Genomic DNA, 20,969 nt, shown 5'->3' on the forward strand with positions numbered 1-20,969 from the left:
TCTTTATGCCTCTCTGGTTAAGATCTTTTCATAGAGTTCAAACCATGGGATTCCATACTCACCGTAACCTAAATCCGCCTTTCCGGCAAAACAGTAACCAAGCTTCCGGTATAGCTGAATGGCAGGCGTATTCCTTTCATTTACATCAAGGCGGATTACGGTTCTCTTCTGCTCTCTGGCTTTTTCTTCTGCAAATTCCAGTAATATTTTTCCAAATCCTCTTCCAAGGAAGTCCGGATGTACCAAAAAGGTATGGATAACTGCGACCTCCTCTGGTTTCATATCCTGACTCCAGGATCCTGTTTCGTATCCCTTTTCCTGTAACTGGTTAACGACTACGGAACCGGCTATTTTACCCTCTGCCCAAAGCACATAAAGAGTTCCCTCTTTCACACCTGCCTGTGCATCTTCTTTTGTAGGATAAATTCCTTTTCTCCAGCCCGGATAATTGATATGACTTTCCAGGTAGTCATTTACCGAATCGTAAAGATCTGCAATCTGCTCTATATCCTCTGAACTTCCCTGTACTATGGTAAATTCCTTCATAATTTCTTCCTCTGCTGTGTCATAACCTGTCTGCAAGCTTCTAAAAACCGTTTGGGAAGCATGGGATTGGAAGGGTAATAAAAATGAGGAAAGCCTGCCATCACATTTTCTCTGGTCAGAACACAATCCCAGCTCACATCCCTGCCAGGCTTTCGTGCCTGCATCTGTTCTCCATTGTTTGTACTATCCCAGTAATGGAATTCATGTCCCCTGATGGACTCACCCTTTTTTAAAAATGGCATATCTTCTTTCGCCGCTGCTTCTATGTAGCCAAACCGTTTTAATTTTCCTACAGGAAATGCTCTGCCCGGAATAATCCCTGCCATCAAAAACACTTCATGCTCCTGTGATTCCAGTTCCTCGTGGAGATAGAGGAAACCACCGCATTCCGCCAGTATGGGAATTTGATTATCGCTGGCTTCCCGGATTTCCTTAAGCATATTCTGATTTTCGGACAGCTGTTTTAAATATAGCTCCGGATAACCTCCACCCAGTATCAGCCCGCAGATTCCATCTGGAAGATGGCTGTCCCGAAGGGGACTAAACGGGATCAGCTGTGCCCCCATATCCTCTAACATCTTTCTGTTTTCCTGATAATAAAAGCAAAAAGCCTCATCAACGGCAATTCCTACCGGTATCTTCTCTCCGTATGTGGTTGGTTCATCCCGTTCTTCTTTTCCAGATTCCAAGGATAATTCCGTGGCAGTTCCTGATAACTGAAGAAGTCCGTCTATATCAACTGTTTCTTCCATCTTACACGCCAGTTTTATTAGTTTGTCTTTCAGTCCTTCCACTTCCCCCGGAAGAACCAGCCCTAAATGGCGGCTGGAAAAATCCGCCTCGTCGCATTGGGGAAGATATCCAAACACCCGGATTCCCAGCGCTTCTATCTGAGGAGTCAGCCGTTGTGCCATGACTGGTGAGATCCTGTTTAAGATTACGCCTTCAATGCGGCTGTCATTTCTGTATTCCAAAAAACCTTTTAATACAGCAGCCAGAGAAAGACTGGCACCCCTGCAGTCAAGAATCAGTACCACCGGTGTTTTCACAGCGCAGGCTACTTCGTAGGAGCTTGCCCACGTACTGTCTCCTCCCATTCCGTCGTAATACCCCATGACACCTTCTATTACAGATATTTCAGCTTCTTTCGATTCCCTTAGAAAAAGCTCTCTCACCGATTCCTGAACCAGAAAAAATGTATCCAGATTTCCTCCGTCTATGCCAAGAACCGCCTTATGGAACATGGGATCAATATAATCTGGTCCGCACTTAAAGGAACGGCAGGCAATGCCTCTTAAAAGTAACGCCTGCAAAAGTCCACAGGTGATCATGGTTTTTCCGCTGCCGCTTTTGGGTGCAGCAAGCATGATTCTCTTATTTTCCTGACTCAAAAGACATTCCTCCCTCCCCTCCGAAGGAAATAATGGAAACCGGGTTCTGCCCCATCATCATATGATAGCTGCCTGCTGTTTTTGCTTTTGAAACCTGCATCTGAACGATCTCTGCTTCTATGGAATGTTTTTTCAGCCACAATAACATTTCAGATAAGGATTCCAAAGCAATGAAATTAGCAACTACCCGGACCTTGGGATTCTTTTTCAAAACAAGATCTAAAACTTCTTCTAAATTTCCTGATGTGCCTCCCAGGAACACATGAGTAGCAGCTTCCAGTCCGGATAATGCTTCTGGCGCAGTTCCTTTTACCACGGTAACGCAGTCCGCCGCAAATTTATCTTTATTTGCTTCTATGAGAGCCTGTGCTTCCGGCTTCTTTTCCACAGCATAAACCTTCCCGTTGGTTAAATACCCCGATGCTTCTATGGATACGGAGCCAGTACCTGCTCCGATATCATAAAGAATGGAGTCCGGACACAACTCCAGTTTGGATACACAGACTGTCCGGACCTCACTTTTGGTCATAGGGACATCACCTCGGATAAACAATTCGTCTCTCATTTTTACCTCTCAATCAATACTGCCGCTAAGATATCAAACGTCTGGTTCTTTAGCGTAGCAGGTGTTCCTGTGGTAATTCTCTCATCTTCGTAAGATAACCGCTCGCCTACAGATAAGCGTGCATGCTCATATCCATTCTCCTCTAAAAGACTGCACAAAGCATTTACGGAATTACGCTTATCCAGCAGGGCGAATATTCTCTGGTGATGGTTCAGTTCTTCCACAAGATCCCAGTCTCTGCCATGAAGACTGATCAGCCGCACGTTCTCCCAGCCGGTTTTCAGTCTTGCGCATAAATAGGATACGGAAGAAATTCCAGGAAGAATCTCCGTCTCATAAAGTTGGGAATAGGGTTCTTCTAAAAGGGCTGCTGCCATTTTCTCCGCACCGCTGTAAAAACCGGCATCACCAGAGAAAAGAATGGCAATCCGCTGATACTCTCCATGTTCATTCAGCCAGGGAAGGATATCCTTGCTTAAATAATAGGGAAGCTTTAATATCTCAGGATTTAAGTCTCCAATATCATGAAGAATCCGCTTAGCCCCGAATACAACCTGGCAGCTTTTAAGAGTATTTAATGCTTTTACCGTCATCTGCTCCGGCCCGCCCATTCCGGTTCCTATTAAATAAATGGCCCCTTTACAAAAAGAGGTCTCTGATGACTTCCTCTTTATTAAAATTTCCTTTACTTCATCTAATCCCACACCCTCTTCGTCTATGGGGCGTCCGATTACAACGGCTGTAATGTTGCATAAAGAAGCTGCCTGCAGCTTTTCTAAAAACCCTCCTGCATGACCAGCCTCTTTTGTGACGAGATAACGGATATTTAACTGCCTGATCATAGCCTGATTCAGTTCCAGAGAAAATGGTCCCTGCATCCCAATGATCCGGTTTCCCTTAAATCCCAGCTGTTCACAGGCAGCCAGAACGGAGGAAGAAGAAAGCACTCTTGCATAGACCCGATCCTCCCAGTTCTCAACCTTTGTATACCAGTCCAGTTCCTTGCTTCCTGTAGTTGCCAGCACATTGCCTGTATTCTGGTTTAAAAAACGGATGGCCTCCTCCATGGAATCCACCCAGACCACATGATCTCCATCCCCGCTGTCTTTTAACGATTCCCGCAGGATCCTTAAGCGTTTCGCTCCTGTCTGAGTACACGCAAGAAGAATATTCCTGCTTACTTCGGCTGCATAGGGGTGGGTGGCGTCTAATACAAGGGTAATTCCCTTTTCCCTGATAAATGCTCCCATCTCTTCTGCGTCCATGGGAGTGTTGTGAATATGGAGATACCGGCTTTCCAAAAGGAGCATTTTCCCATATCCTGTAGCAACGCTGACCCATGCTTCAAGCTGGTTTTCATGACAGAATTCGGCCAGAAGCCGCCCCTCTGTTGTTCCGCCAAAAATCAGTATTTTACACATTTTTGTATCCTCTCGGTGTGACCATTCGTCCATTGATCTCTCTGGTCATGGAATTTCCTATGTAAACGGTGGTAAACATATCCACATTGGTATCTTTTAACTGGGCAAGAGATAATACCTCCATCTCTTCCCCGTCTCTGCCAATGTTTCTTACAAGCCCGCAGACCGTCTCCGGTTTCTGGTACTGCAACACAATCTCGCAGGCATTTTTCAGATAATCCGCCCTTTTTTTACTTGACGGATTGTATAAACAGATCACCATATCAGAACTGGCAGAATTCTTCAGTCTGACTTCAATCAGCTCCATGGGAGTAAGAAGATCGCTTAAACTGATCACTGCAAAGTCATGGCCAAGAGGAGCGCCAAGTACAGCTCCGCCGCTGAGAGCTGCTGTAACACCCGGAATCACTTCAATTTCTAAATCTGGTGACTCTTTTGCCAGCTGAAGGATAAGGCCGCTCATTCCATAGACACCGGAATCACCGCTGCATACCATGGCAACCCGTTTTCCTTCCTGTGCTTTTAAAATAGCCATCTGGCACCGTTCCTGCTCCTGGCGCATCGGGGTAGTAAGCATCTCTTTTTCGGGAAAATGTTCCCGCAAAAGATCGACATACACCGTATATCCCACTATGATCTCACTGTCTTTTAAGGCATTCACCGCCCTGATTGTCATATCCTCATAGGAACCCGGGCCCATTCCTACCACAAATAATTTACCTGTTGTTTTCATAGCATTACCTTCCAATCTAAGACTGCAGCAGCAACTGTCACGCCCGCAGCCGCTTCTTTTTTTATGATCAGTTTTCCGCCCCCCAATTCCTTTACACAGCAAAGTGCTGCCCGCTCGCATACATTTTCCACACCTGTAATCTGCTTCACAAAGGAAGAAGAGGTAAATTCCCCCTCTATCCCTGCGAGAATCTCTGCCGGATAGGTATAAAAGGGAACGCCTGTATCTCTGGCAAATTCACAGAGTCCTTCTTCCTCTTTTTTTAAGTCAATACTTGCACACCCCGCTATGGCAAGAGAGGATATATTATGTTCCTTTAACACACGGGTTACCCCGTCTTTTATGGCAGTAACAGAGGTGTTTTTTCTGCATCCGATTCCCAGTATCAGAATCTTTGGAATAAGCCTGAGTAAATGATCCGTTTTTCCCTTCTCCCCAGAATCTGAAATTGTGATATACAGGCCGGTATCCGCTTTTGCATCTAAGCTTAATTCCTCCGGCAGCATTCCATCTATGGGAAAATCACTGTGAAACCCAACCGTTTCTCCCCTTAAAACAGCTGCTGATACTTTTTTAACCATGCTAAGTTCTGAAATGGCAAGTCCCAGCCTTTTGGCAAATAAATCAGCTGCGAATTTTCCATGTATATCGGTAGCAGTGGTAATCACCGCCTGACCGCCTGTAATTTCGGCACTACGTTCTGCCAGTTCATTGGCTCCCCCTAAATGCCCGGAAAGCACGGAAATACTAAATTTCCCCTGATCATCTAATACCACCACTGCAGGGTCAACCGCTTTCCCTTTTATATAGGGAGCAATGGAACGGACTGCAATCCCCATAGCTCCAATAAACACAATTCCGTCTTTATCAATAAATTGCTCTTTCGTCCACTCTCCCAAAGACGAAGTCAGAGGCTTTAATCCCGGTCCTTTTCCAAAGCCCTCACAAAGCTCTCCCTCTTTTAGAAGTCCTTCCATCAACGTAATAGCGGTACTGGCTCCTGCCTGCGTAAAGCAAATGACAGCAATTCTCATTCCATCTCCCCGGTTCCTTTCCGAAATTCAGTGGTAAAGGATGGATCATAAAGAAGTGAACGGCTGTAATTACTTTGTGACACCGCATCTCCCACCAGAATCAGAGCTGTTTTTCGTATCTGCTCCCTCTGGGCGCATTCTTCCAATGTGGAAACGGTACAGACAACGGTCTTTTCCTCGGGCCATGTTGCCTTATAGCAAATGGCTGCCGGTGTTTCCGGAGAGTATCCGCCGCGAATCAGTTCCTTTGACAGTTCCTTTAACATTCCTGTACTTAAAAAAATTACCATGGTTGCACCATGAGCTGCAAAAGACGCAATGGATTCCCGTTCCGGCACCGGAGTACGCCCAGCCATTCTTGTAATAATCACACTCTGCGTTACCTCAGGAAGTGTATATTCCATCTTCATTGCAGAAGCCGCGCCGCAAAAGGAGCTGACACCCGGGCAGATTTCATAGGAAATCCCTCTGTTATCAAGCTCATCCATCTGCTCTCTGATGGCACCGTAAATGCATGGATCTCCTGTATGGAGGCGTACCGTCATTTTCCCGCTTAACTCTGCCTGTACCACTACTTCAATTACCTCTTCCAGAGTCATCTTTGCACTGTCATAAACAGCGCAGTCTGGCTTTTTATAATCCAGAAGAGCGGGATTTACCAGGGAACCTGCATAAATAATGACATCCGCTTTTTCTAAAAGTTCTTTTCCTCTAACTGTTATTAAATCCGGTGCTCCCGGACCTGCTCCAACTATATGTACCATATTTACCTCACTATGATCAATGAATAATAACCTGCCTCGTCGGGTATCTCCCCAAGGGAATGATAGACCCGCTCATCTGACATGCCGCAGTTCTCCACCATAACAGCCTCAAAACCCCCGGCACTGATCTCTTCCTTAACTGCTTTCATCTGTCTTCCTGCTTTCATAAGAACCTTAACACCAGGAAGCTTTAATGCATCTTTTATCTGATAAGAGGCAGGGATGACGTGAAGCTCTTCCGCTCCTGTTACCAGAGGAATACCAAGCCTGGCGGCAACGGCACAAAATGATGTGATACCGCTTTCCAGCCGGGTGGCATAACCTTCCTTCCACAGCCTTTCTAAAAGATAACTGCAGGTGGAATAAATCGTAACATCTCCAAGGGTAATAAATCCCACATTTTCCCCTCTGTCCAGCCGTTCCATTACCGCTTTTGCGGCAGATTCATGGCTGTCTTCTAAAACTTTCTTATCTTTTGTCATGGGCATGGGCAGATAAAGGCATTCCTTTTCCTCAATCTCAGGAACCGCCGCTTTTGCAATCTGGTATGCCGTACAAATATTTTTATCGCTGTGAGGGATGGCAATTACATCTATTTCCCTGATTCTTCGTACCGCTTTTAAAGTCATCAGTTCCGGATCTCCCGGTCCTACCCCAATCCCATACATGATTCCAGCCATTTGTTATCCTCCTGTATCCAATTACTAATCTATTGTTTTATTATTTTAAGTGCATCCGGTGTCATGGAAAGAATACCAAGTGTATTGGAAAATGTGATTACCTCCACTGGAATTCCTCCTGTCCACTCTGTCATATATGCCTTTATTCTGTTTACCACCTCAGACATCACCGGTTTTAGGACTCCCATCTCTTCTAATACCCCAGCTGCCGTCTCCATGGTGTTGGATTGTAGAATCACTTCTTTTTTATCGCTGCTTAAAAACTCTCTGGCACAATCCCAGAGCACCTCCATACGACGGTCTCCGTATCTGGAATGGGTGTTTTCCACCCCTCCCGCGACCTTAATCAGTTTCCCAATATGTCCTACAAAAAGGATCTGCTCAAATCCTTCTTCCTTTACCATAGTACAGGATTGCCGGATAAAATTACTGATGGTAACACCTTCCCCGTCGGGAAGATTTAACTGATCTTTTATAAAAGACTCCCCATAATTGCCCGGTGTCAGTATTACCCGTTTCAGACCGGCCACCGCTTTCATATGAAGCTCCAGGGAAATGGTGGCAGTCAGGGCTTCTTCACTCATAGGTTTTACAATTCCGGTTGTTCCAAGAATCGACAGTCCGCCTATAATTCCCAGCTTTGAGTTAAAGGTCTTTTCTGCAAGTTCCCTGCCTTCTGGAATCCAGATGCAGATTAACAGGGCACCTTTATAATCTGCTGTTCTTCTAACTTCATCCACTTCATCAAAAATCATGGTTCTGGGTACTGGATTAATAGCCGGATATCCCACAGGTGAAGAAAGGCCGGGTTTGGTTACCCGGCCCACACCTTCCGACGCTGTTAAAATCAGCTGTCCGAATTCTCCGGTCTTTTCTCTGATAAAAGAACAGCCGGCCGGAGCTGCTCCATCTCCGGTTTCATCTAATAATTCCACAGACGCATAGATGAGCGCCTGGTCTGTTACATCCGGGTCGTCACCTGCATCTTTTCTCACTGCACATGACACCTTGTCCGGCTTCATGACAACATGAAAAAGGGGCAGATCAGCTTCCGTCCCTTTTGGCGTCATTAGCTTCATATGTTGTAACTGGTTTCCCATAAGCAGCATTGCTGCCGCCGCTTTGGCAGCAACAGCCGCACAGGTACCAGTGGTAAATCCGCATCGCAATTCTCTTTTATCCATAGTTCTCTTCCTCTTTGAAAAATATTATAAAAGATTTTTGCTTCCGGTGCAAGGAATTTCCTGCTTTTTACCTATACTTCCTCTTTTTTCTCCATTGCATCGTTTTTCAATTCTCTTTTTCTCTTGGTAATCAGACCGCCGATGCGGCCGCTTTCCTTTGCACTTAAACAGCGCCAGCCTCCTTTTATTACTTTCTCATCAAGACCAAGCTCTGTGGCTATTTCAAATTTAAGTACCTCCTCCGGTTTTAAATTACGGGGATCGAAGGGTTCTGATTTTTTTCCTTTTGGCATACTGTCGTTCTCCTTTCATAAATCTAAAAAGAGTATGCCCGTTTCAAATGGAAATAAACTCCATTTTACTAAAACAAAAAAGAAAGAAGCAAAAAAAGCTTCTCTCTTCTTCGTTTTACATTATCTTTTTGGTATAATCACGGCTGCAATGATATAGGCTACAATTCCAGAACCCGTACAGGCAAGAATTGCCCATAAAAGGCGGATTATTGTAGGATCTACATCAAAATATTCTGCAATTCCACCACATACACCACACAGCATTTTGTCCGTATCAGAACGGTATAATTTTTTCTCCATGTCTTAATCTCCTCTCTTGTTGTCACCAGGCTAATCTATTATTCATAAAATTTTACTTCAATCCCACCTGTGCTGCAATCTAAATTCATGTCCTTACTGGCGGAATAATCCCAGCTATCTCTGCCGGAAATGGCTGCCATCTGTTCATCTGCGATTTTTATTCCTCCAATCGTTGACTGAATCTTATAATTGTAATCTTCCTTTTTGCCTGAAAGAAGCAAAAGGACGGCACCAACTTTGCATTCTCCGTTAATATCACCAGTGGTTGTACCGGTATATTCCACGGCACCAACGCTGCATTTAATGTCTAAATCGCCTACATTACTCTGTCTCACGGAAAGTGCACCCGCCTTTACATTAAGGTTCATGTCATCAGCAGATATAGACCGGCAGGCTATAATCGGATCCAGACCATGCATCCCTCTCTTCTTAGAAACCGCTAAATCCACATCTGTAAAACGATACCCCTGGGGCACGCTGATCGTCATAACAAGATCCGTTTCATCTGTCAGGAACCCAGTCCCGGTCGTCAGCTCAATCTCATCATTCTCATCTTTTAAATTCCAGTTGCCATCCTTTTTGTTGCAATATATGGTTAACTCACTTACAGCTGGATCCTCTACTATAAAAACCCTTCCTGCTCTGATATCTACACTCAGGCTTTTTGCAGTACCGGTGGTATAAATTTGCTGTCCTTTTTCTTCCGGTACTTCAACATTAAAATCAGTATAATCTTCAGTCCCTTTAGGCTGGTTTTCATAATCCAGATCCTCAAATGAGAAATCAGAAAATGTATCTTTCCAGAAGCCACTTCCCCTTGGAACAATATTCCGAAGGTCAGCTCCATAGGTTACCGCTGTAGCAGCCATAATACCACCCGCAACTACAAGGATTATTCCTGCAATCACACATTTTTTCATAAACTTGCTCATGTCCGCGCCCTCCTTCCGTGTAACAACCGGTTAAACAGATCGATACAGCTTCGAAACAGAAACGGTAGAAATTTTCCATAAAACACACCGCAAATGGCCAGGGAAACAAGACCAAGACCAAGAATCAGTATCCCCAGCCCCAGCAGCAATATTCCGTTCAGAGGGTGAATGATCATGGTAGTAAACCCAGCTACCGCCAGGGCAAATCCTGCTGCCAGGAAGGCGAACGTGACCGCTCCTATTGCTACCACCGCTGCAAACAGCACTCCTACCAGACCTGCCAATATGCCCAGTATTCCGCCTCCAATGCCAAAAAGCATGGGAGATGCTGCAATAATCAGAACAATCCATAAAATAATTTTAATCGTACGTCTGTCATTTCCCCGTTTTTTTCGGACGGGTTCACTTTCCTGTTCATAAAACCCGCTGTCTTTTTCCGGCTGCACAGTAACCTCCGGGAGATCGTAACGCTTTGCCATCTGGTAATTGGGGTCCCGGAAGCGCTCATCCTGATAACCATTTTCCGTGAATTCACCGCCTTCTTTTAAATGCCCATTCATATCCGCCCGGATCATGGCTGCAATCCGTTCTGGACTTCCAAACTCCCGTATTACAGAATCCTCATTCTCCGGTCCTGCTTCTTCCAGATAATCTCTGTAATATTCAATAGCATCTTCTTTTTCTTCATCAGGAATATCCGCCAGCAGATATTCCAGCTCTCTCATAAACTCATCCCTGTTCATATATGTGCCTCCTCAAAAATTCGGGATATCTTCTGCGAATAACCTGCCCATTCGCTTTTATAGAGATTTAACTGTATCCGCCCTTTCTCCGTAATCTTATAATACCTGCGGTTCCTTCCATCGTATGCAAGATCATATACTTCCAGACATTCTTCCTTCTGAAGTCTTCGAAGAACAGGATAAAGGGTTGATTCTGATATCTCAATAACATTTCTTACATCCTGGGTGATCTTGTAGCCGTAAGTTCCCTCCTGGTCTTTTGATACGACTGCCAGGACAATGGCGTCCAATAATGCTGCTCCTGTGTTAAAAACCATACGTCCACTCCTATCTTTTCTGCCTGGGTATTCCTTTACTCTCTGCCTTCTCCCGGATCCTTTGGTATGATCACTGCTGCAAGTATATAAATGGCAATACTTCCGCCGATTAAGGATGCCCCGGTTATCAGGTGAAACAAATGCCTCCATGTCTGAAACAGCATAAGCAGAATCCATATCAGCCTTATCATAACCGGATCTACGGCCAGATACTCACCAATTCCTCCACAAACTCCACATAAAACTCTGTTCTTTACTGAACGGTACAAACGCTTTGCTCCCACGATTGACCACCTTTCCTCTGACTTTTAATCTTCATCTATAATATTATTTATGTTTTTATATTATATGTTGTATAATATAGTGTTATTATATGCTATATAATATTAGTTGTCAACACCCATTAGAAAAATATTTTAATCTAAAAGACACCTTTGACGCAAGTGCGTGAACCGACCCCCAAAAGTTAGACCTAGAATCTAACGATTGGAGGTCGGTTTTATTATGTCAAAATACAGTTTTGAATTTAAAAAACAGGTGGTTGATGCATATCTACAAGGAAAAGGTGGATATACGTTTCTAGCTGAGAAGTTTGGAGTTACGAATAGGCGTCAAGTTTTAAATTGGGTTCATTATTACGAGAAATTTGGTGATGAAGGACTATTTCGTTCTAGAAAAAATGAGAGTTATTCTTTTGAATATAAGCTTCGTGTGGTAGAGTTATACTTATCAAGTGAAGTTTCATATCAAGAGCTGGCTCTTTCTGAAGGAATTAACAATAATGCATTAATTGCAAAGTGGGTAAATGATTACAGAATTGCCGGTCCTGATGCTTTGAGACCAAAGAAGAAGGGACGTAAGAAATCATTGGATTTATTTAGAAGAAAACAAGATATTCAGCCTACTGAGATTACTCCAGTTGATACTAGTGCTGAACATGTAAAGCAACTTGAGGACGAACTTCTAAAACTTAGGATTGAGAATGCTTATTTAAAAGAACTGAGGAGGCTGCGTTTAGAGGAGGAAGCTCTTCTGAAAGAAAAGCGAGAATCGTCTACAGCCTCCGAGGAGAATACAGACTAAAAGACATTCTCGCAGTTATTGGATTTCCAAAAGCAACTTATATGTATTGGCAAAAAAGATTTGATAGAGAAAATCCTAATCAGGAACTTGAAGATAAAATTTTAGAAATTCATAAAAATAACAAAGATTATGGATACCGTCGTATGTATGGAGAACTTCGTAATCAAGGATTTACGGTTAACAAGAAGAAAGTACAGAGAATTATGCAAAAGCTTAATCTTCAGGTATTCTCCTTTACCAGAAAGAGCCGTAAATACAGTTCTTACAAAGGGAAAGTTGGAACTGTAGCACCCAATAGAATCAGGAGACGATTTAAAACTTCTATACCTCATCAGAAGATTACGACAGATACTACTGAGTTTAAATACTATGAAGTCGATTGCAAGGGACATATGGCAATGCATAAGCTGTACCTGGATCCATTTATGGATATGTGTAATGGTGAAATCTTAAGTTTTGCTATTGATAAACATCCATTGGCTGTTAATGTAATGAATGCATTAAATGAAGCAATAAAAATAACATCTGATTGCCCATATCGCAGAACCTTTCATTCAGATCAAGGCTGGGCTTACCAAATGAAAGCATACTCTCATCGCCTCAGAGAAGAACGAATCTTTCAGAGTATGTCACGAAAAGGGAACTGTTACGACAATTCTGTTATGGAGAACTTTTTCGGACTTTTAAAACAAGAAATTTATTATGGTGTTGTGTATTATAGTTTCGAAGAACTAAAAAGTGAAATAGAAAAATTTATCAAGTATTACAATGAGAAACGAATTAAAGAGAAACTAGGATGGATGAGTCCTGTGCAATACAGACTCAGCCTCTTGGCAGCATAAAAGAAAAAGGCGAAGCGGAAAAATCCACCTCGCCATAAAGTCTAACTTTTAGGGGTCACCTCAGCGTGAAAGGTGTCTTTTAATAGCCGGTTAGTGTAATATAAAATCAATGTTTTTTTTCTTCTTATAATGATACAGGGCTCCAATCAGATTTGAATCATTAAAATAACGGCAGGCAACAACCTCCGGTCTTGGTAAATAAGGAGACAGTTTCCGCAGAGGATGTTCATTGCAGAATTTATCCACATGTTTTCTGATATACTCAATCAGAAGAGGCTGTTTGCTGATTCCGCCTCCGATTGCCACCAGCTCCGCATCAAACAGCACTTGTAAATTATAAATCCGGACTGCAAGCTGTCTTGTATAGCGGTCCAACCCCTTTAACACTTCCGGATTTCCCTGTTCTGCCATCTCAAAGATACGGATACCATCAAGCTCTTCCTTAGGAATTCCCGTTTCTTCTGATACCGCTTTGATCAGGGCAGTCGCTCCTCCCGCAGTTCCCCAATATCCGCTCATCTGATCCAGATTTTCATCTGATACTGCCATGTAGCTGAATTCTCCTGCTGAAAAATGGTTTCCCCTGTAGATCTTACCGTCGATAATCAGGCCACCTCCTACCGCAGTTCCCAGCACAAGGACAATTCCATTATTAACGTCTTTCAGACTCCCCATCCATTTTTCTGCCAAGGCCGCACATTTTCCGTCATTTTCAATTGTAACAGGCACTTTACATTTTTCCTGAAGCAGTTCAACCATATTATGTCCTGTCACGCAGCTTATTCTCCCGCCTGTATAGCAGAATCCTGTCTCACTGTCTAATATCCCGGGAGCACTCATGGCAATCCCCTCTGCCCTACCTTCATACTTTTTAAAAATGGAATACAGGGTTTCCAGATAATTCTCCAGATTTTCACTTTCACAAACCGTGGTCTTAACCTTGCCTTTTTCAATAAATTCCCCGTCTGCATTCATAAGAGCATACTTAATAAATGTACCCCCTGCATCAATTACCAGAAATTCCATTGGTCTTTTCCTCCTTCTTAAGTTTTCGCAGCAAGTAGGCCGGAGTACAGCTCCATGCATGGCAATAGCTGTTGACAGCGGAAGAACCATAAGGAGATTCTTCCGGATTTTCCGGATTATACAGTTCCCAGAACGTATCTGCCCCATAAGAGAGCATACCTCCCCAGTAATATTTCATATAATCCACTGCCATTTTCTTTTCCCCGCACAGAATCAGCGCCTCCACATAATGATGATTCATGTAAGGTGTGACCATTCCCATATCAGGATTCATCTCAGTTATATGTTTTAAAAGCGCACCTGCCTCTTGATCTTTTTTTACACCTGCCAGTACCATCCATACCTGGCTTGCATAAGAAACCTGACGTTTGGCTCCACTGATAAATACATGAAGCTTTTCATCCCATAAATACTTCAAGGCTGCACTGATGCAAGACCCCTTCTCCTCCTGTAATTGCTTTGCAAGTTCTTCTTCCCCCAGGATCTTGGCAAGTTCAATGGCTGCATTTAATGTATAGATATAGATTGCCTGAGCACTGGCCTGTTTGTCAAGTCCTTCTTTCCAGTCAACAAAGCACCAGAAGTTATCGCTGCCTTCAATTATATAGTTACCATTAAAACGCTCTCTTGCCAGTTCGATCTGCCTGTAAGCCGGCTTCCAAAGATCCTTTAAGGTTTCCAGATCCTTTGAAGCCTCATAATAATCCTTTAAAGTGGATAAGAAAAACAGAGAATAATCAAATAAAAATGTATCATCTACTATATACTCCGGTTCTGTAAAAAGACAGGCACCGATGGCTCCGTCGTCTCTTGTAAGGCCGCCGAACAGATACAGGCATCGTTTGACCATATCATAGTTTTTAAAGGTCTCGTAATTGGTAAGTGCCTGCAGCCTTAAATCCCCCAGCCAAAGGCGCCTGTCACGTTTAGGACCATCCTCAAACACAGACTGCATACAGTTTTGAAGAGTCCGTAAGCTGACTTTATCCAGCTGACTCATACGCGGGTCAGCAACACATGCCAGCCCTTCCATGCTAACTGCAGAAACAGCCCTGCATACAACTTCCTCTACCACCACCTGATATTTTAAAGAGGTATCCACCACATGAATCTCAAGAAAGCGGAATGCATACCTTCTGGGCAACTTAAGACATACAGGAAGCACATCAATATGTATATACTCCTCCTGAATCCACCCCCTGCTGATCCAGCCATCGTATTCCTCGGATTTTTCTATCAATTCTTTAGCAATTTCACCGAATTTCAGCCTTAAGTATGCAGGTGCATCCTGAGGACTTCCGGCTGATTTTAACTTTAGGCTGACATAGCCCACCTGATGATCTCCAAAATCCAGAACAACAGAATCTCCTTTTTTCAGTAACATACCGGGTAAATCTTCAAGCTTTGCACCCGGATGGATTTTCCCTTTATGATCTACAGTTACAATTCCTGCCGGTTTCACCAGATTTTCTATCAGCTTTCCCTCCAGCTTTTTTGCCTTTTCTATAAATGCCTCATTGGTAACTCTCTTCATCTCCAAATCAATACTGACTGCCGCCATAATTATTCCTTTCTTAACGTTCTGCCAATCTTCTTTCCTCTAACTCTTTGTTGATCTGGGGAAGCTTTTTATCCAGATCATACATCAAAAAAGTAATGATAGTTAATATATTGGTTGCAAGGGGGATCCATATATACATGGCACTGATGGCATTTAAAGCAGAGTTTGTCTGAACCTGTGCATTTGCTACATAGCCGCTGGATGCCAAAAGCGCTGCTGCCACAGAACTTGCCACTGCCATTCCCACCTTACCTATAAATCCATTTACGGCTGACATGGTTCCTGCAATGTTAACTCCTGATTTCCATTCACCATAATCCACTGGATCAGGCTGAATTGCAAAATGCATGCTTCCCTTCAGTCCATATCCTAAAGCTGCAACTGTCACGCCTGCAATCACAACGGGAACTGAGGTTCCTCCAGCAAAAACAATAAGAAGTCCTGCACCATGTAATACAGAGCCTGTTATCATCAGATTCCTTTTTGAAGTCATACGAGCCAAAAACGGAACACTGAGATTTGTAGCAACAGGAATTAAAGTTGTAATCGTCGCCACCACACTTGAAAGCTCTTTATTGTTTAAGTTGTAAGTGAAGTAATATATGATGGCCCCTGCCTGAATAATAAAACCGCCGAAAAACCAGATAATATTGGCAGCAAATAATAACCACGGCTTATTGTGAATCAGACAGTTTATACTGGCCTTCAGGCTTACCTTTACTTCATTGATACCCACTCTCTCTTTTGTGTTATAAAAACAGAAGAAGAATACCAGACAGCCTACAATACCAAAAATCATCATAACAATTCGAAATCCTACGGCTTCATTTCCATTGCCAAAACGGTCTACCATCTTGAGAGCAAAGGCAGATACTACAGTGGAACCCATATAAGAGAAAAACACACGGCTGGCGGCCAGGTTGGTTCTCTCCTGGGGATCAGCAGTCAGAGACGGCAGTATGGAGGCCATAGGAATATTTACAATGGTATAGGCAAGAGATAATAGCATATAGGTTACATATGCATAAATGAGCATCCCCTTCTGTGAAATATCCGGTACGCTGAATGCCAGAAATGCAGTCACTGCAAACGGCACCGCACCTGCGAAAATCCATGGTCTGGATTTCCCCCATTTCGTATTGGTTCTGTCTATAAGAATCCCCACTGCCAGATCTGTAAATCCGTCAAATATTTTAGTTACCAGAAACATGACGCTTACTGCCGCTGCATTTAAATGCATCACATCTGTATAAAAGTATAATAAGTATAATGAAATCACCTGCCAGATCAGATTACAGGCAAAATCAGAAGAGCCATAACCAATTCGCTGCCTCCACTTGCTTTTTTTAATCTCTTTTTCAAACGTATCCATCTTCTCAGCCTCTCCTTATTTATTGATAGTTGTATACTATCATCATGCAAAGGTTTTGACTAATGACTAATTTATGTTATTGACTTGATATTTTTTAACATGGTACACTTATGAAAAGATTACACCCGGAGGAAGCTGTCATGAAAATAAACAAGAAGAAATTTAAAGAATTTATTGTTTCATATAATGAAGATGAAGAATTTTACCGCCGCCTTTTTGAGACGGAACAACGCTCTCCCCAGACCTTTTCCTCCTATGTGGATTCGTTGGACCAGGAATATATTGAACGGCGCCAGCTATATGTTCCCTGCCTGCATCCAATCTGGCATCCATATATCTCTGAAAACGCATTTTTTAAATCCTCCTCACAGAATATTTACATTAATAAACATAACCGCTATACTCCAGAATTTATTCATGAACATGAATTTTATGAATGCTTTTACGTGTATTCCGGCGCCTGCTCCAATACCATTCAGGGAAAAAAAAGAGTGTGCAAAACCGGAGATTTATGTATTATTCCTCCTAAAACAAGGCACAGCATTGCCGTATTTGATGACAGTGTGGTGATTAATATCATGATTAAAACCAATGCCTTCCATTCAACCTTTTTTGAGCTGTTTGCCAACAACAATGCCTTGTCCCACTTTTTTGCCTATACCTTATATAAAAAAACGGAAAATAATTACCTGCTGTTTCATACCAGGTCAGATGAGGTAATCTGCAATCTGATCGAAGACATTTATATTGAATTCTACGGACACGAAAAGTACTCTGATCCCTTACTTGACAGCTATCTTCTCACATTCTGGGCGATCCTGCTGCGCCGGCATGAAAAGCATCTGGAAAGCTTTTTAAATACCACCCATAAAAACCTTGCCCTGCCTGATATCCTGAATTACTTTCAGACACACTTTATGGATATTACACTTTCCTCTGCTGCAGAACATTTCGGCTTTTCGGTCCCCCATTTCAGCAAGCTGGTCAAGGAACATACCGGCCAGACCTTCATTAAGCTTATCCGGAACATACGACTGGAAAAAGCCTGCCGGGCACTTAAGACTACAAATTTAAGCATCTCTTCCATCTGCGAAATAATTGGATATACAAATCCGGAGCACTTTAACCGGATTTTTAAAGAAACCTTTCATATGACTCCGGGAGAATACCGCAAAAATAAATGAGTATCCCGGAAGAATACAAGACTCTCTGCTGGACGCCCATGCACACAAAGTCAGGAAAGGAGCAGAAAATTCTGCTCCTCACTGTTTTTTAACCAATTCTCCTATAAACTAAACGCATGAAGAAGCCGTTTTAGATAATCTCCAAACTTCGCTTCCCGCACAGCTCCTGCTGTCAGAACCGGAACTTCGCCGATCTTCTTTCCCCCAAGACTATATACAAGGTTTCCTGCAGGCTGGCCTTCTTCAATAGGAGCAGACACTGACGGAACAAGCTCCAGTTTCCTTTCTATTGCGGTAAAGTCCTCGCCCTTTAAGCTTAAATAGGAAAAGGAACCGCCGTATTTCAAAGGAACTTTCTCGTCCACACCGTTATCTACAATCATATCCGGAAGGGGCAGCATCTCTTTATCTTCATATAGCTTACAGTTTGCATAACCATAGTTTAAGAGAGTCTGGGCATCTGCAAACCTCACCTTATAATCCGGCGCTGCCATAATGGAAGCAATGAGACGGACACCATCTTTTTCTGCAGTTGCAGAGAGACAGTACTTTGCAATAGAAGTAGACCCGGTCTTTAAACCTGTTACATTAAAGTTTGTTGCCATTTTTAAAAGCTTATTGGTATTAGACAGACCAAATTCTTTCGTTCCCTGTTTCGTCACATGAGTGATGTTTTCCATCCAGATCGTTGAATAGTTATGAATCTGTGGATACTTATTAATCAGTTCCCTTGACATGGTTGCGATATCTCTGGCAGTTGTTACATGTGTGGGGGATTCTGTAAGACCGCAGCAATCTTCAAAATGGGTATTTGTCATCCCAAGTGCTGCCGCCCGCTCATTCATCATCTTAACAAATTCATCCTCTGTTCCTGCTATGTACTCCGCCATGGCGACTGATGCATCATTGCCTGACGCAACAACAATACATTTGATCAGAGTTTCAACCGTCTGTACTTCCCCTTCTTCCAGAAATACCTGAGATCCTCCCATGGATTTTGCGTGGGCACTGGTCACTACTTCATCGGTCAGCTTGATTTTACCTGATTCCAGAGCATCAAAAATAAGGATGAGTGTCATAATTTTTGTGATGCTGGCAGGACTTCTTTTTTCATCTGCATCTTTTTCGTAAATGACCTGCCCGGTAGATGCTTCCATTAAAATCGCACTTGGAGACTGCAGGGCCGGGCCGCCTTCTGTATTAACCGCCTGGGCCTCTTCTGCTTTTACAATCATGTCCGAGGCAACCGCTATATCCGGCTCCTGCGCTGTCACCGTCTGGCAGAAGCAGGAAAATAGCAGAAAAAAGCTTAATATAAATGCTGTAACTCTTTTCATGTTATACACGTTCCTCTGATCTATATCTTTCTATCATTGTATGGGACTGCTTCCCATACATATGCCACTTTTCCCAAAAAAAATTACCCCATTTTCATTTCATCTTTCTACAAAGTATGCTATACTTGGACAGGGAATGTTATTTTAGTAATAGATTCAACCAAAAATATAACAGAATTATGAGGTTTCGTTATGAATCAAAATGATTATCGTAAATGGAATGTTGGAAAAGGGCCAAAACACTCAAAAAACATGTTTGCAATTATCCTGACTGGTCTGCTGATTGTAATGGTTATGGTACTCTGTGGAATTGTTATTAATAAGAAGCTGCATCATAAGCTGATACCTGCCGGCTCATCGGCTGCTGTTTCTTCTGAAAGCGAGGCACAGCCTTCTACTGAGGAAACTACCCCAGCTGATACATCGGAAGCAGATTTAAAGGCTATTTTATCAAACGCGGAACAGCTTGCTTCCCAATACGATTATGACGGAGCCATTAATCTTTTAAAATCAGACACCAGGTTTGTGGAAAAGGAAGAGGTAACGAAAGCGGTTTCCGATTATGAGACAGCCAAAGCTGCTCTTGTCCGTATTAATCCACAGGAAGTCACCCATATATTTTTCCATTCACTGATTATGGATACTTCAAAAGCATTTGACGGTGATTCCAAGCAGGATGGCTATAACCAGATGATGACGACGAAAGATGAATTTATTAAGATGATGCAATCCATGTATGACAAGGGTTACGTACTTGTAAAAATTCATGATCTGGCGTATGAAAAGAAGGATGAGAACGGTAATCCAAAGTTTGTATATGGAGACATTATGCTGCCTCCTGGAAAAAAGGCTTTTGTGCTGTCACAGGATGATGTATGTTATTATGAATATATGAAAGGCGATGGCTTTGCCACCCGAATCATAATTGGAGAGGACGGTTATCCCACCTGTGAGATGCAGATGGATGACGGAAGTGTTTCTGTAGGCGATTATGATTTAGTACCAATCCTTGAGAATTTCATAAAAACCCACCCAGGTTTTTCTTATAAGGGAGCAAGAGGAATTCTTGCTTTTACCGGATACAACGGAATTTTGGGCTATCGCACTGACGAAGCTTATAAAGATACCAACCCAAACTATGAAGCTGACCGTCAGGAGGCTGCAAAGGTTGCACAGGCATTAAAGGATCACGGCTGGGAACTGTCTTCCCACAGTTGGGGACACCGGAACATGGGTGAGATCTCCATGAATCACTTTAAGACAGATACGGATAAATGGGAGCGCAATGTGGAATCCATTATCGGTCCTACTGATATCATCCTGTTCCCATTTGGAAGTGATATCGGAAGCTGGACTCCTTACACAGACAGCAACGAACGTTTTACATATTTAAAATCCAAAGGCTTCCGCTACTTCTGTAACGTGGACGCAAGCAAGCCTGTGTGGATGCAGCTTGGACCTGATTACTTCAGACAGGCCAGAAGAAATTTAGATGGTTACCGGATGTTTTACTATCCTGACAGCCTGAATGATTTATTTAATGTACCTGACGTATTCGATCCGGCAAGACCGACTCCGGTTCCGCCGATGAAATAACAGAACTTTAAAAGGACGAGTTGCTGTATAACCTTAACTGGTATACAGCAACTCGTCCTTTTTAT

22 protein-coding genes are annotated in these 20,969 nt (G+C 43.0%); 3 read left to right on the forward strand and 19 right to left on the reverse strand.

The window, feature by feature from the left end:
* Nucleotides 1-3: 3 nt before the first annotated feature.
* The 15 genes from ACOAOT_RS10890 to ACOAOT_RS10960 all read right to left on the reverse strand — a co-directional run bounded on the left by ACOAOT_RS10890 (nucleotide 4) and on the right by ACOAOT_RS10960 (nucleotide 11,187).
* A complete protein-coding gene (locus ACOAOT_RS10890) occupies nucleotides 4-546 on the reverse strand; it encodes a GNAT family N-acetyltransferase (protein ID WP_420216986.1) in 543 nt (180 codons plus the stop codon).
* Nucleotides 543-1,937 (reverse strand): cobyrinic acid a,c-diamide synthase CobB, encoded by a 1,395-nt coding sequence (locus ACOAOT_RS10895; protein ID WP_420216987.1) that lies wholly within the window; start codon nucleotides 1,935-1,937, stop codon nucleotides 543-545. The genes ACOAOT_RS10890 and ACOAOT_RS10895 overlap by 4 nt, the downstream gene beginning before the upstream one ends.
* Entirely contained in the window at nucleotides 1,921-2,502 is a 582-nt protein-coding gene (cbiT, locus tag ACOAOT_RS10900) for a precorrin-6Y C5,15-methyltransferase (decarboxylating) subunit CbiT (RefSeq protein WP_420216988.1), read from the reverse strand. Before cbiT ends, ACOAOT_RS10895 begins: the two co-directional genes overlap by 17 nt.
* A gap of 2 nt (nucleotides 2,503-2,504) precedes the next feature.
* Nucleotides 2,505-3,923, reverse strand: coding sequence for a precorrin-6A reductase (gene cobK / locus ACOAOT_RS10905; RefSeq protein WP_420216989.1), 1,419 nt, complete (start codon nucleotides 3,921-3,923; stop codon nucleotides 2,505-2,507).
* The gene (gene cobJ / locus ACOAOT_RS10910) at nucleotides 3,916-4,656 is read right to left on the reverse strand and encodes a precorrin-3B C(17)-methyltransferase (protein ID WP_420216990.1); all 741 of its coding nucleotides are present in this window, start codon (nucleotides 4,654-4,656) and stop codon (nucleotides 3,916-3,918) included. Before cobJ ends, cobK begins: the two co-directional genes overlap by 8 nt.
* A complete protein-coding gene (locus tag ACOAOT_RS10915) occupies nucleotides 4,653-5,690 on the reverse strand; it encodes a cobalt-precorrin 5A hydrolase (RefSeq protein WP_420216991.1) in 1,038 nt (345 codons plus the stop codon). The genes cobJ and ACOAOT_RS10915 overlap by 4 nt, the downstream gene beginning before the upstream one ends.
* Nucleotides 5,687-6,454, reverse strand: a complete 768-nt coding sequence (gene cobM, locus ACOAOT_RS10920; protein WP_420216992.1) for a precorrin-4 C(11)-methyltransferase — start codon at nucleotides 6,452-6,454, stop codon at nucleotides 5,687-5,689. The genes ACOAOT_RS10915 and cobM overlap by 4 nt, the downstream gene beginning before the upstream one ends.
* Before the next feature lie 2 nt (nucleotides 6,455-6,456).
* A complete protein-coding gene (gene cobI, locus ACOAOT_RS10925; protein WP_420216993.1) occupies nucleotides 6,457-7,134 on the reverse strand; it encodes a precorrin-2 C(20)-methyltransferase in 678 nt (225 codons plus the stop codon).
* Between the two features lie 29 nt (nucleotides 7,135-7,163).
* Nucleotides 7,164-8,318, reverse strand: a complete 1,155-nt coding sequence (gene cbiD / locus ACOAOT_RS10930) for a cobalt-precorrin-5B (C(1))-methyltransferase CbiD (protein ID WP_420216994.1) — start codon at nucleotides 8,316-8,318, stop codon at nucleotides 7,164-7,166.
* A gap of 71 nt (nucleotides 8,319-8,389) precedes the next feature.
* Complete coding sequence (locus tag ACOAOT_RS10935) at nucleotides 8,390-8,611, reverse strand: alpha/beta-type small acid-soluble spore protein (protein WP_349666695.1); 222 nt, start codon at nucleotides 8,609-8,611, stop codon at nucleotides 8,390-8,392.
* Nucleotides 8,612-8,731: 120 nt separating this feature from the next.
* Nucleotides 8,732-8,911: a PspC domain-containing protein gene (locus ACOAOT_RS10940; protein WP_104438486.1), complete on the reverse strand. Its 180-nt coding sequence runs from the start codon at nucleotides 8,909-8,911 to the stop codon at nucleotides 8,732-8,734.
* 38 nt (nucleotides 8,912-8,949) lie between these two features.
* Complete coding sequence (locus ACOAOT_RS10945; protein ID WP_420216995.1) at nucleotides 8,950-9,843, reverse strand: hypothetical protein; 894 nt, start codon at nucleotides 9,841-9,843, stop codon at nucleotides 8,950-8,952.
* Nucleotides 9,840-10,586 (reverse strand): DUF1700 domain-containing protein, encoded by a 747-nt coding sequence (locus ACOAOT_RS10950; RefSeq protein ID WP_420216996.1) that lies wholly within the window; start codon nucleotides 10,584-10,586, stop codon nucleotides 9,840-9,842. Before ACOAOT_RS10950 ends, ACOAOT_RS10945 begins: the two co-directional genes overlap by 4 nt.
* Nucleotides 10,583-10,903 (reverse strand): PadR family transcriptional regulator, encoded by a 321-nt coding sequence (locus ACOAOT_RS10955; RefSeq protein ID WP_104438483.1) that lies wholly within the window; start codon nucleotides 10,901-10,903, stop codon nucleotides 10,583-10,585. The genes ACOAOT_RS10950 and ACOAOT_RS10955 overlap by 4 nt, the downstream gene beginning before the upstream one ends.
* A gap of 35 nt (nucleotides 10,904-10,938) precedes the next feature.
* Nucleotides 10,939-11,187 carry a PspC domain-containing protein gene (locus ACOAOT_RS10960; protein ID WP_104438482.1) on the reverse strand — a complete coding sequence of 83 codons (249 nt, stop codon included), beginning with the start codon at nucleotides 11,185-11,187 and terminating at the stop codon, nucleotides 10,939-10,941.
* A gap of 220 nt (nucleotides 11,188-11,407) precedes the next feature.
* Between ACOAOT_RS10960 and ACOAOT_RS10965 the strand changes: the two genes are divergently transcribed.
* Nucleotides 11,408-12,828 (forward strand): IS3 family transposase gene (locus tag ACOAOT_RS10965; protein ID WP_420215795.1). Its coding sequence is split into 2 segments (ribosomal slippage): nucleotides 11,408-11,894 and nucleotides 11,894-12,828, totalling 1,422 coding nucleotides; the frame shifts between segments, so codons are not numbered across the junction.
* A 90-nt stretch (nucleotides 12,829-12,918) separates the two neighbouring features.
* Here ACOAOT_RS10965 and ACOAOT_RS10970 read toward each other — a convergent pair.
* From ACOAOT_RS10970 to ACOAOT_RS10980, 3 genes are read right to left on the reverse strand one after another with little or no spacing between them, the layout of a single operon-like run.
* Nucleotides 12,919-13,854 (reverse strand): ROK family protein, encoded by a 936-nt coding sequence (locus tag ACOAOT_RS10970; RefSeq protein WP_420216997.1) that lies wholly within the window; start codon nucleotides 13,852-13,854, stop codon nucleotides 12,919-12,921.
* Nucleotides 13,835-15,415, reverse strand: a complete 1,581-nt coding sequence (locus tag ACOAOT_RS10975; RefSeq protein ID WP_420216998.1) for an alpha-L-rhamnosidase-related protein — start codon at nucleotides 15,413-15,415, stop codon at nucleotides 13,835-13,837. The genes ACOAOT_RS10970 and ACOAOT_RS10975 overlap by 20 nt, the downstream gene beginning before the upstream one ends.
* A 13-nt stretch (nucleotides 15,416-15,428) precedes the next feature.
* A complete protein-coding gene (locus tag ACOAOT_RS10980; RefSeq protein ID WP_420216999.1) occupies nucleotides 15,429-16,787 on the reverse strand; it encodes a glycoside-pentoside-hexuronide (GPH):cation symporter in 1,359 nt (452 codons plus the stop codon).
* A gap of 140 nt (nucleotides 16,788-16,927) precedes the next feature.
* Here ACOAOT_RS10980 and ACOAOT_RS10985 point away from each other — a divergent pair, with 140 nt between their 5' ends.
* On the forward strand, nucleotides 16,928-17,971 hold the full coding sequence (locus ACOAOT_RS10985) for an AraC family transcriptional regulator (protein ID WP_420217000.1): 1,044 nt from the start codon (nucleotides 16,928-16,930) through the stop codon (nucleotides 17,969-17,971).
* Between the two features lie 101 nt (nucleotides 17,972-18,072).
* Here ACOAOT_RS10985 and ACOAOT_RS10990 read toward each other — a convergent pair whose 3' ends face one another.
* Entirely contained in the window at nucleotides 18,073-19,308 is a 1,236-nt protein-coding gene (locus ACOAOT_RS10990) for a D-alanyl-D-alanine carboxypeptidase family protein (protein ID WP_420217001.1), read from the reverse strand.
* A 294-nt stretch (nucleotides 19,309-19,602) separates the two neighbouring features.
* On the opposite strand from ACOAOT_RS10990, the gene ACOAOT_RS10995 reads away from it, so the two are divergent.
* Nucleotides 19,603-20,904 carry a polysaccharide deacetylase family protein gene (locus tag ACOAOT_RS10995; protein WP_420219412.1) on the forward strand — a complete coding sequence of 434 codons (1,302 nt, stop codon included), beginning with the start codon at nucleotides 19,603-19,605 and terminating at the stop codon, nucleotides 20,902-20,904.
* Nucleotides 20,905-20,969: the final 65 nt, after the last annotated feature.

It is taken from the genome of Lacrimispora struthionigena, assembly GCF_048627165.1.
Taxonomy (GTDB): Bacteria; Bacillota; Clostridia; order Lachnospirales; family Lachnospiraceae; genus Lacrimispora.

What these genes read in the sequence shown, in the direction of transcription:
- cbiD (WP_420216994.1), bottom strand. Translation starts at nt 8,318, where the DNA reads ATGGATAAAAGAGAATTGCGATGCGGATTTACCACTGGTACCTGTGCG.
- cobM (WP_420216992.1), bottom strand. Translation starts at nt 6,454, where the DNA reads ATGGTACATATAGTTGGAGCAGGTCCGGGAGCACCGGATTTAATAACA.
- ACOAOT_RS10890 (WP_420216986.1), bottom strand. Translation starts at nt 546, where the DNA reads ATGAAGGAATTTACCATAGTACAGGGAAGTTCAGAGGATATAGAGCAG.
- ACOAOT_RS10990 (WP_420217001.1), bottom strand. Translation starts at nt 19,308, where the DNA reads ATGAAAAGAGTTACAGCATTTATATTAAGCTTTTTTCTGCTATTTTCC.
- ACOAOT_RS10995 (WP_420219412.1), top strand. Translation starts at nt 19,603, where the DNA reads ATGGTACTCTGTGGAATTGTTATTAATAAGAAGCTGCATCATAAGCTG.
- ACOAOT_RS10945 (WP_420216995.1), bottom strand. Translation starts at nt 9,843, where the DNA reads ATGAGCAAGTTTATGAAAAAATGTGTGATTGCAGGAATAATCCTTGTA.
- ACOAOT_RS10915 (WP_420216991.1), bottom strand. Translation starts at nt 5,690, where the DNA reads ATGAGAATTGCTGTCATTTGCTTTACGCAGGCAGGAGCCAGTACCGCT.
- cobI (WP_420216993.1), bottom strand. Translation starts at nt 7,134, where the DNA reads ATGGCTGGAATCATGTATGGGATTGGGGTAGGACCGGGAGATCCGGAA.
- cobJ (WP_420216990.1), bottom strand. Translation starts at nt 4,656, where the DNA reads ATGAAAACAACAGGTAAATTATTTGTGGTAGGAATGGGCCCGGGTTCC.
- ACOAOT_RS10975 (WP_420216998.1), bottom strand. Translation starts at nt 15,415, where the DNA reads ATGGCGGCAGTCAGTATTGATTTGGAGATGAAGAGAGTTACCAATGAG.
- ACOAOT_RS10935 (WP_349666695.1), bottom strand. Translation starts at nt 8,611, where the DNA reads ATGCCAAAAGGAAAAAAATCAGAACCCTTCGATCCCCGTAATTTAAAA.
- ACOAOT_RS10950 (WP_420216996.1), bottom strand. Translation starts at nt 10,586, where the DNA reads ATGAACAGGGATGAGTTTATGAGAGAGCTGGAATATCTGCTGGCGGAT.
- ACOAOT_RS10985 (WP_420217000.1), top strand. Translation starts at nt 16,928, where the DNA reads ATGAAAATAAACAAGAAGAAATTTAAAGAATTTATTGTTTCATATAAT.
- cbiT (WP_420216988.1), bottom strand. Translation starts at nt 2,502, where the DNA reads ATGAGAGACGAATTGTTTATCCGAGGTGATGTCCCTATGACCAAAAGT.
- ACOAOT_RS10955 (WP_104438483.1), bottom strand. Translation starts at nt 10,903, where the DNA reads ATGGTTTTTAACACAGGAGCAGCATTATTGGACGCCATTGTCCTGGCA.
- ACOAOT_RS10980 (WP_420216999.1), bottom strand. Translation starts at nt 16,787, where the DNA reads ATGGATACGTTTGAAAAAGAGATTAAAAAAAGCAAGTGGAGGCAGCGA.
- ACOAOT_RS10940 (WP_104438486.1), bottom strand. Translation starts at nt 8,911, where the DNA reads ATGGAGAAAAAATTATACCGTTCTGATACGGACAAAATGCTGTGTGGT.
- ACOAOT_RS10970 (WP_420216997.1), bottom strand. Translation starts at nt 13,854, where the DNA reads ATGGAATTTCTGGTAATTGATGCAGGGGGTACATTTATTAAGTATGCT.
- cobK (WP_420216989.1), bottom strand. Translation starts at nt 3,923, where the DNA reads ATGTGTAAAATACTGATTTTTGGCGGAACAACAGAGGGGCGGCTTCTG.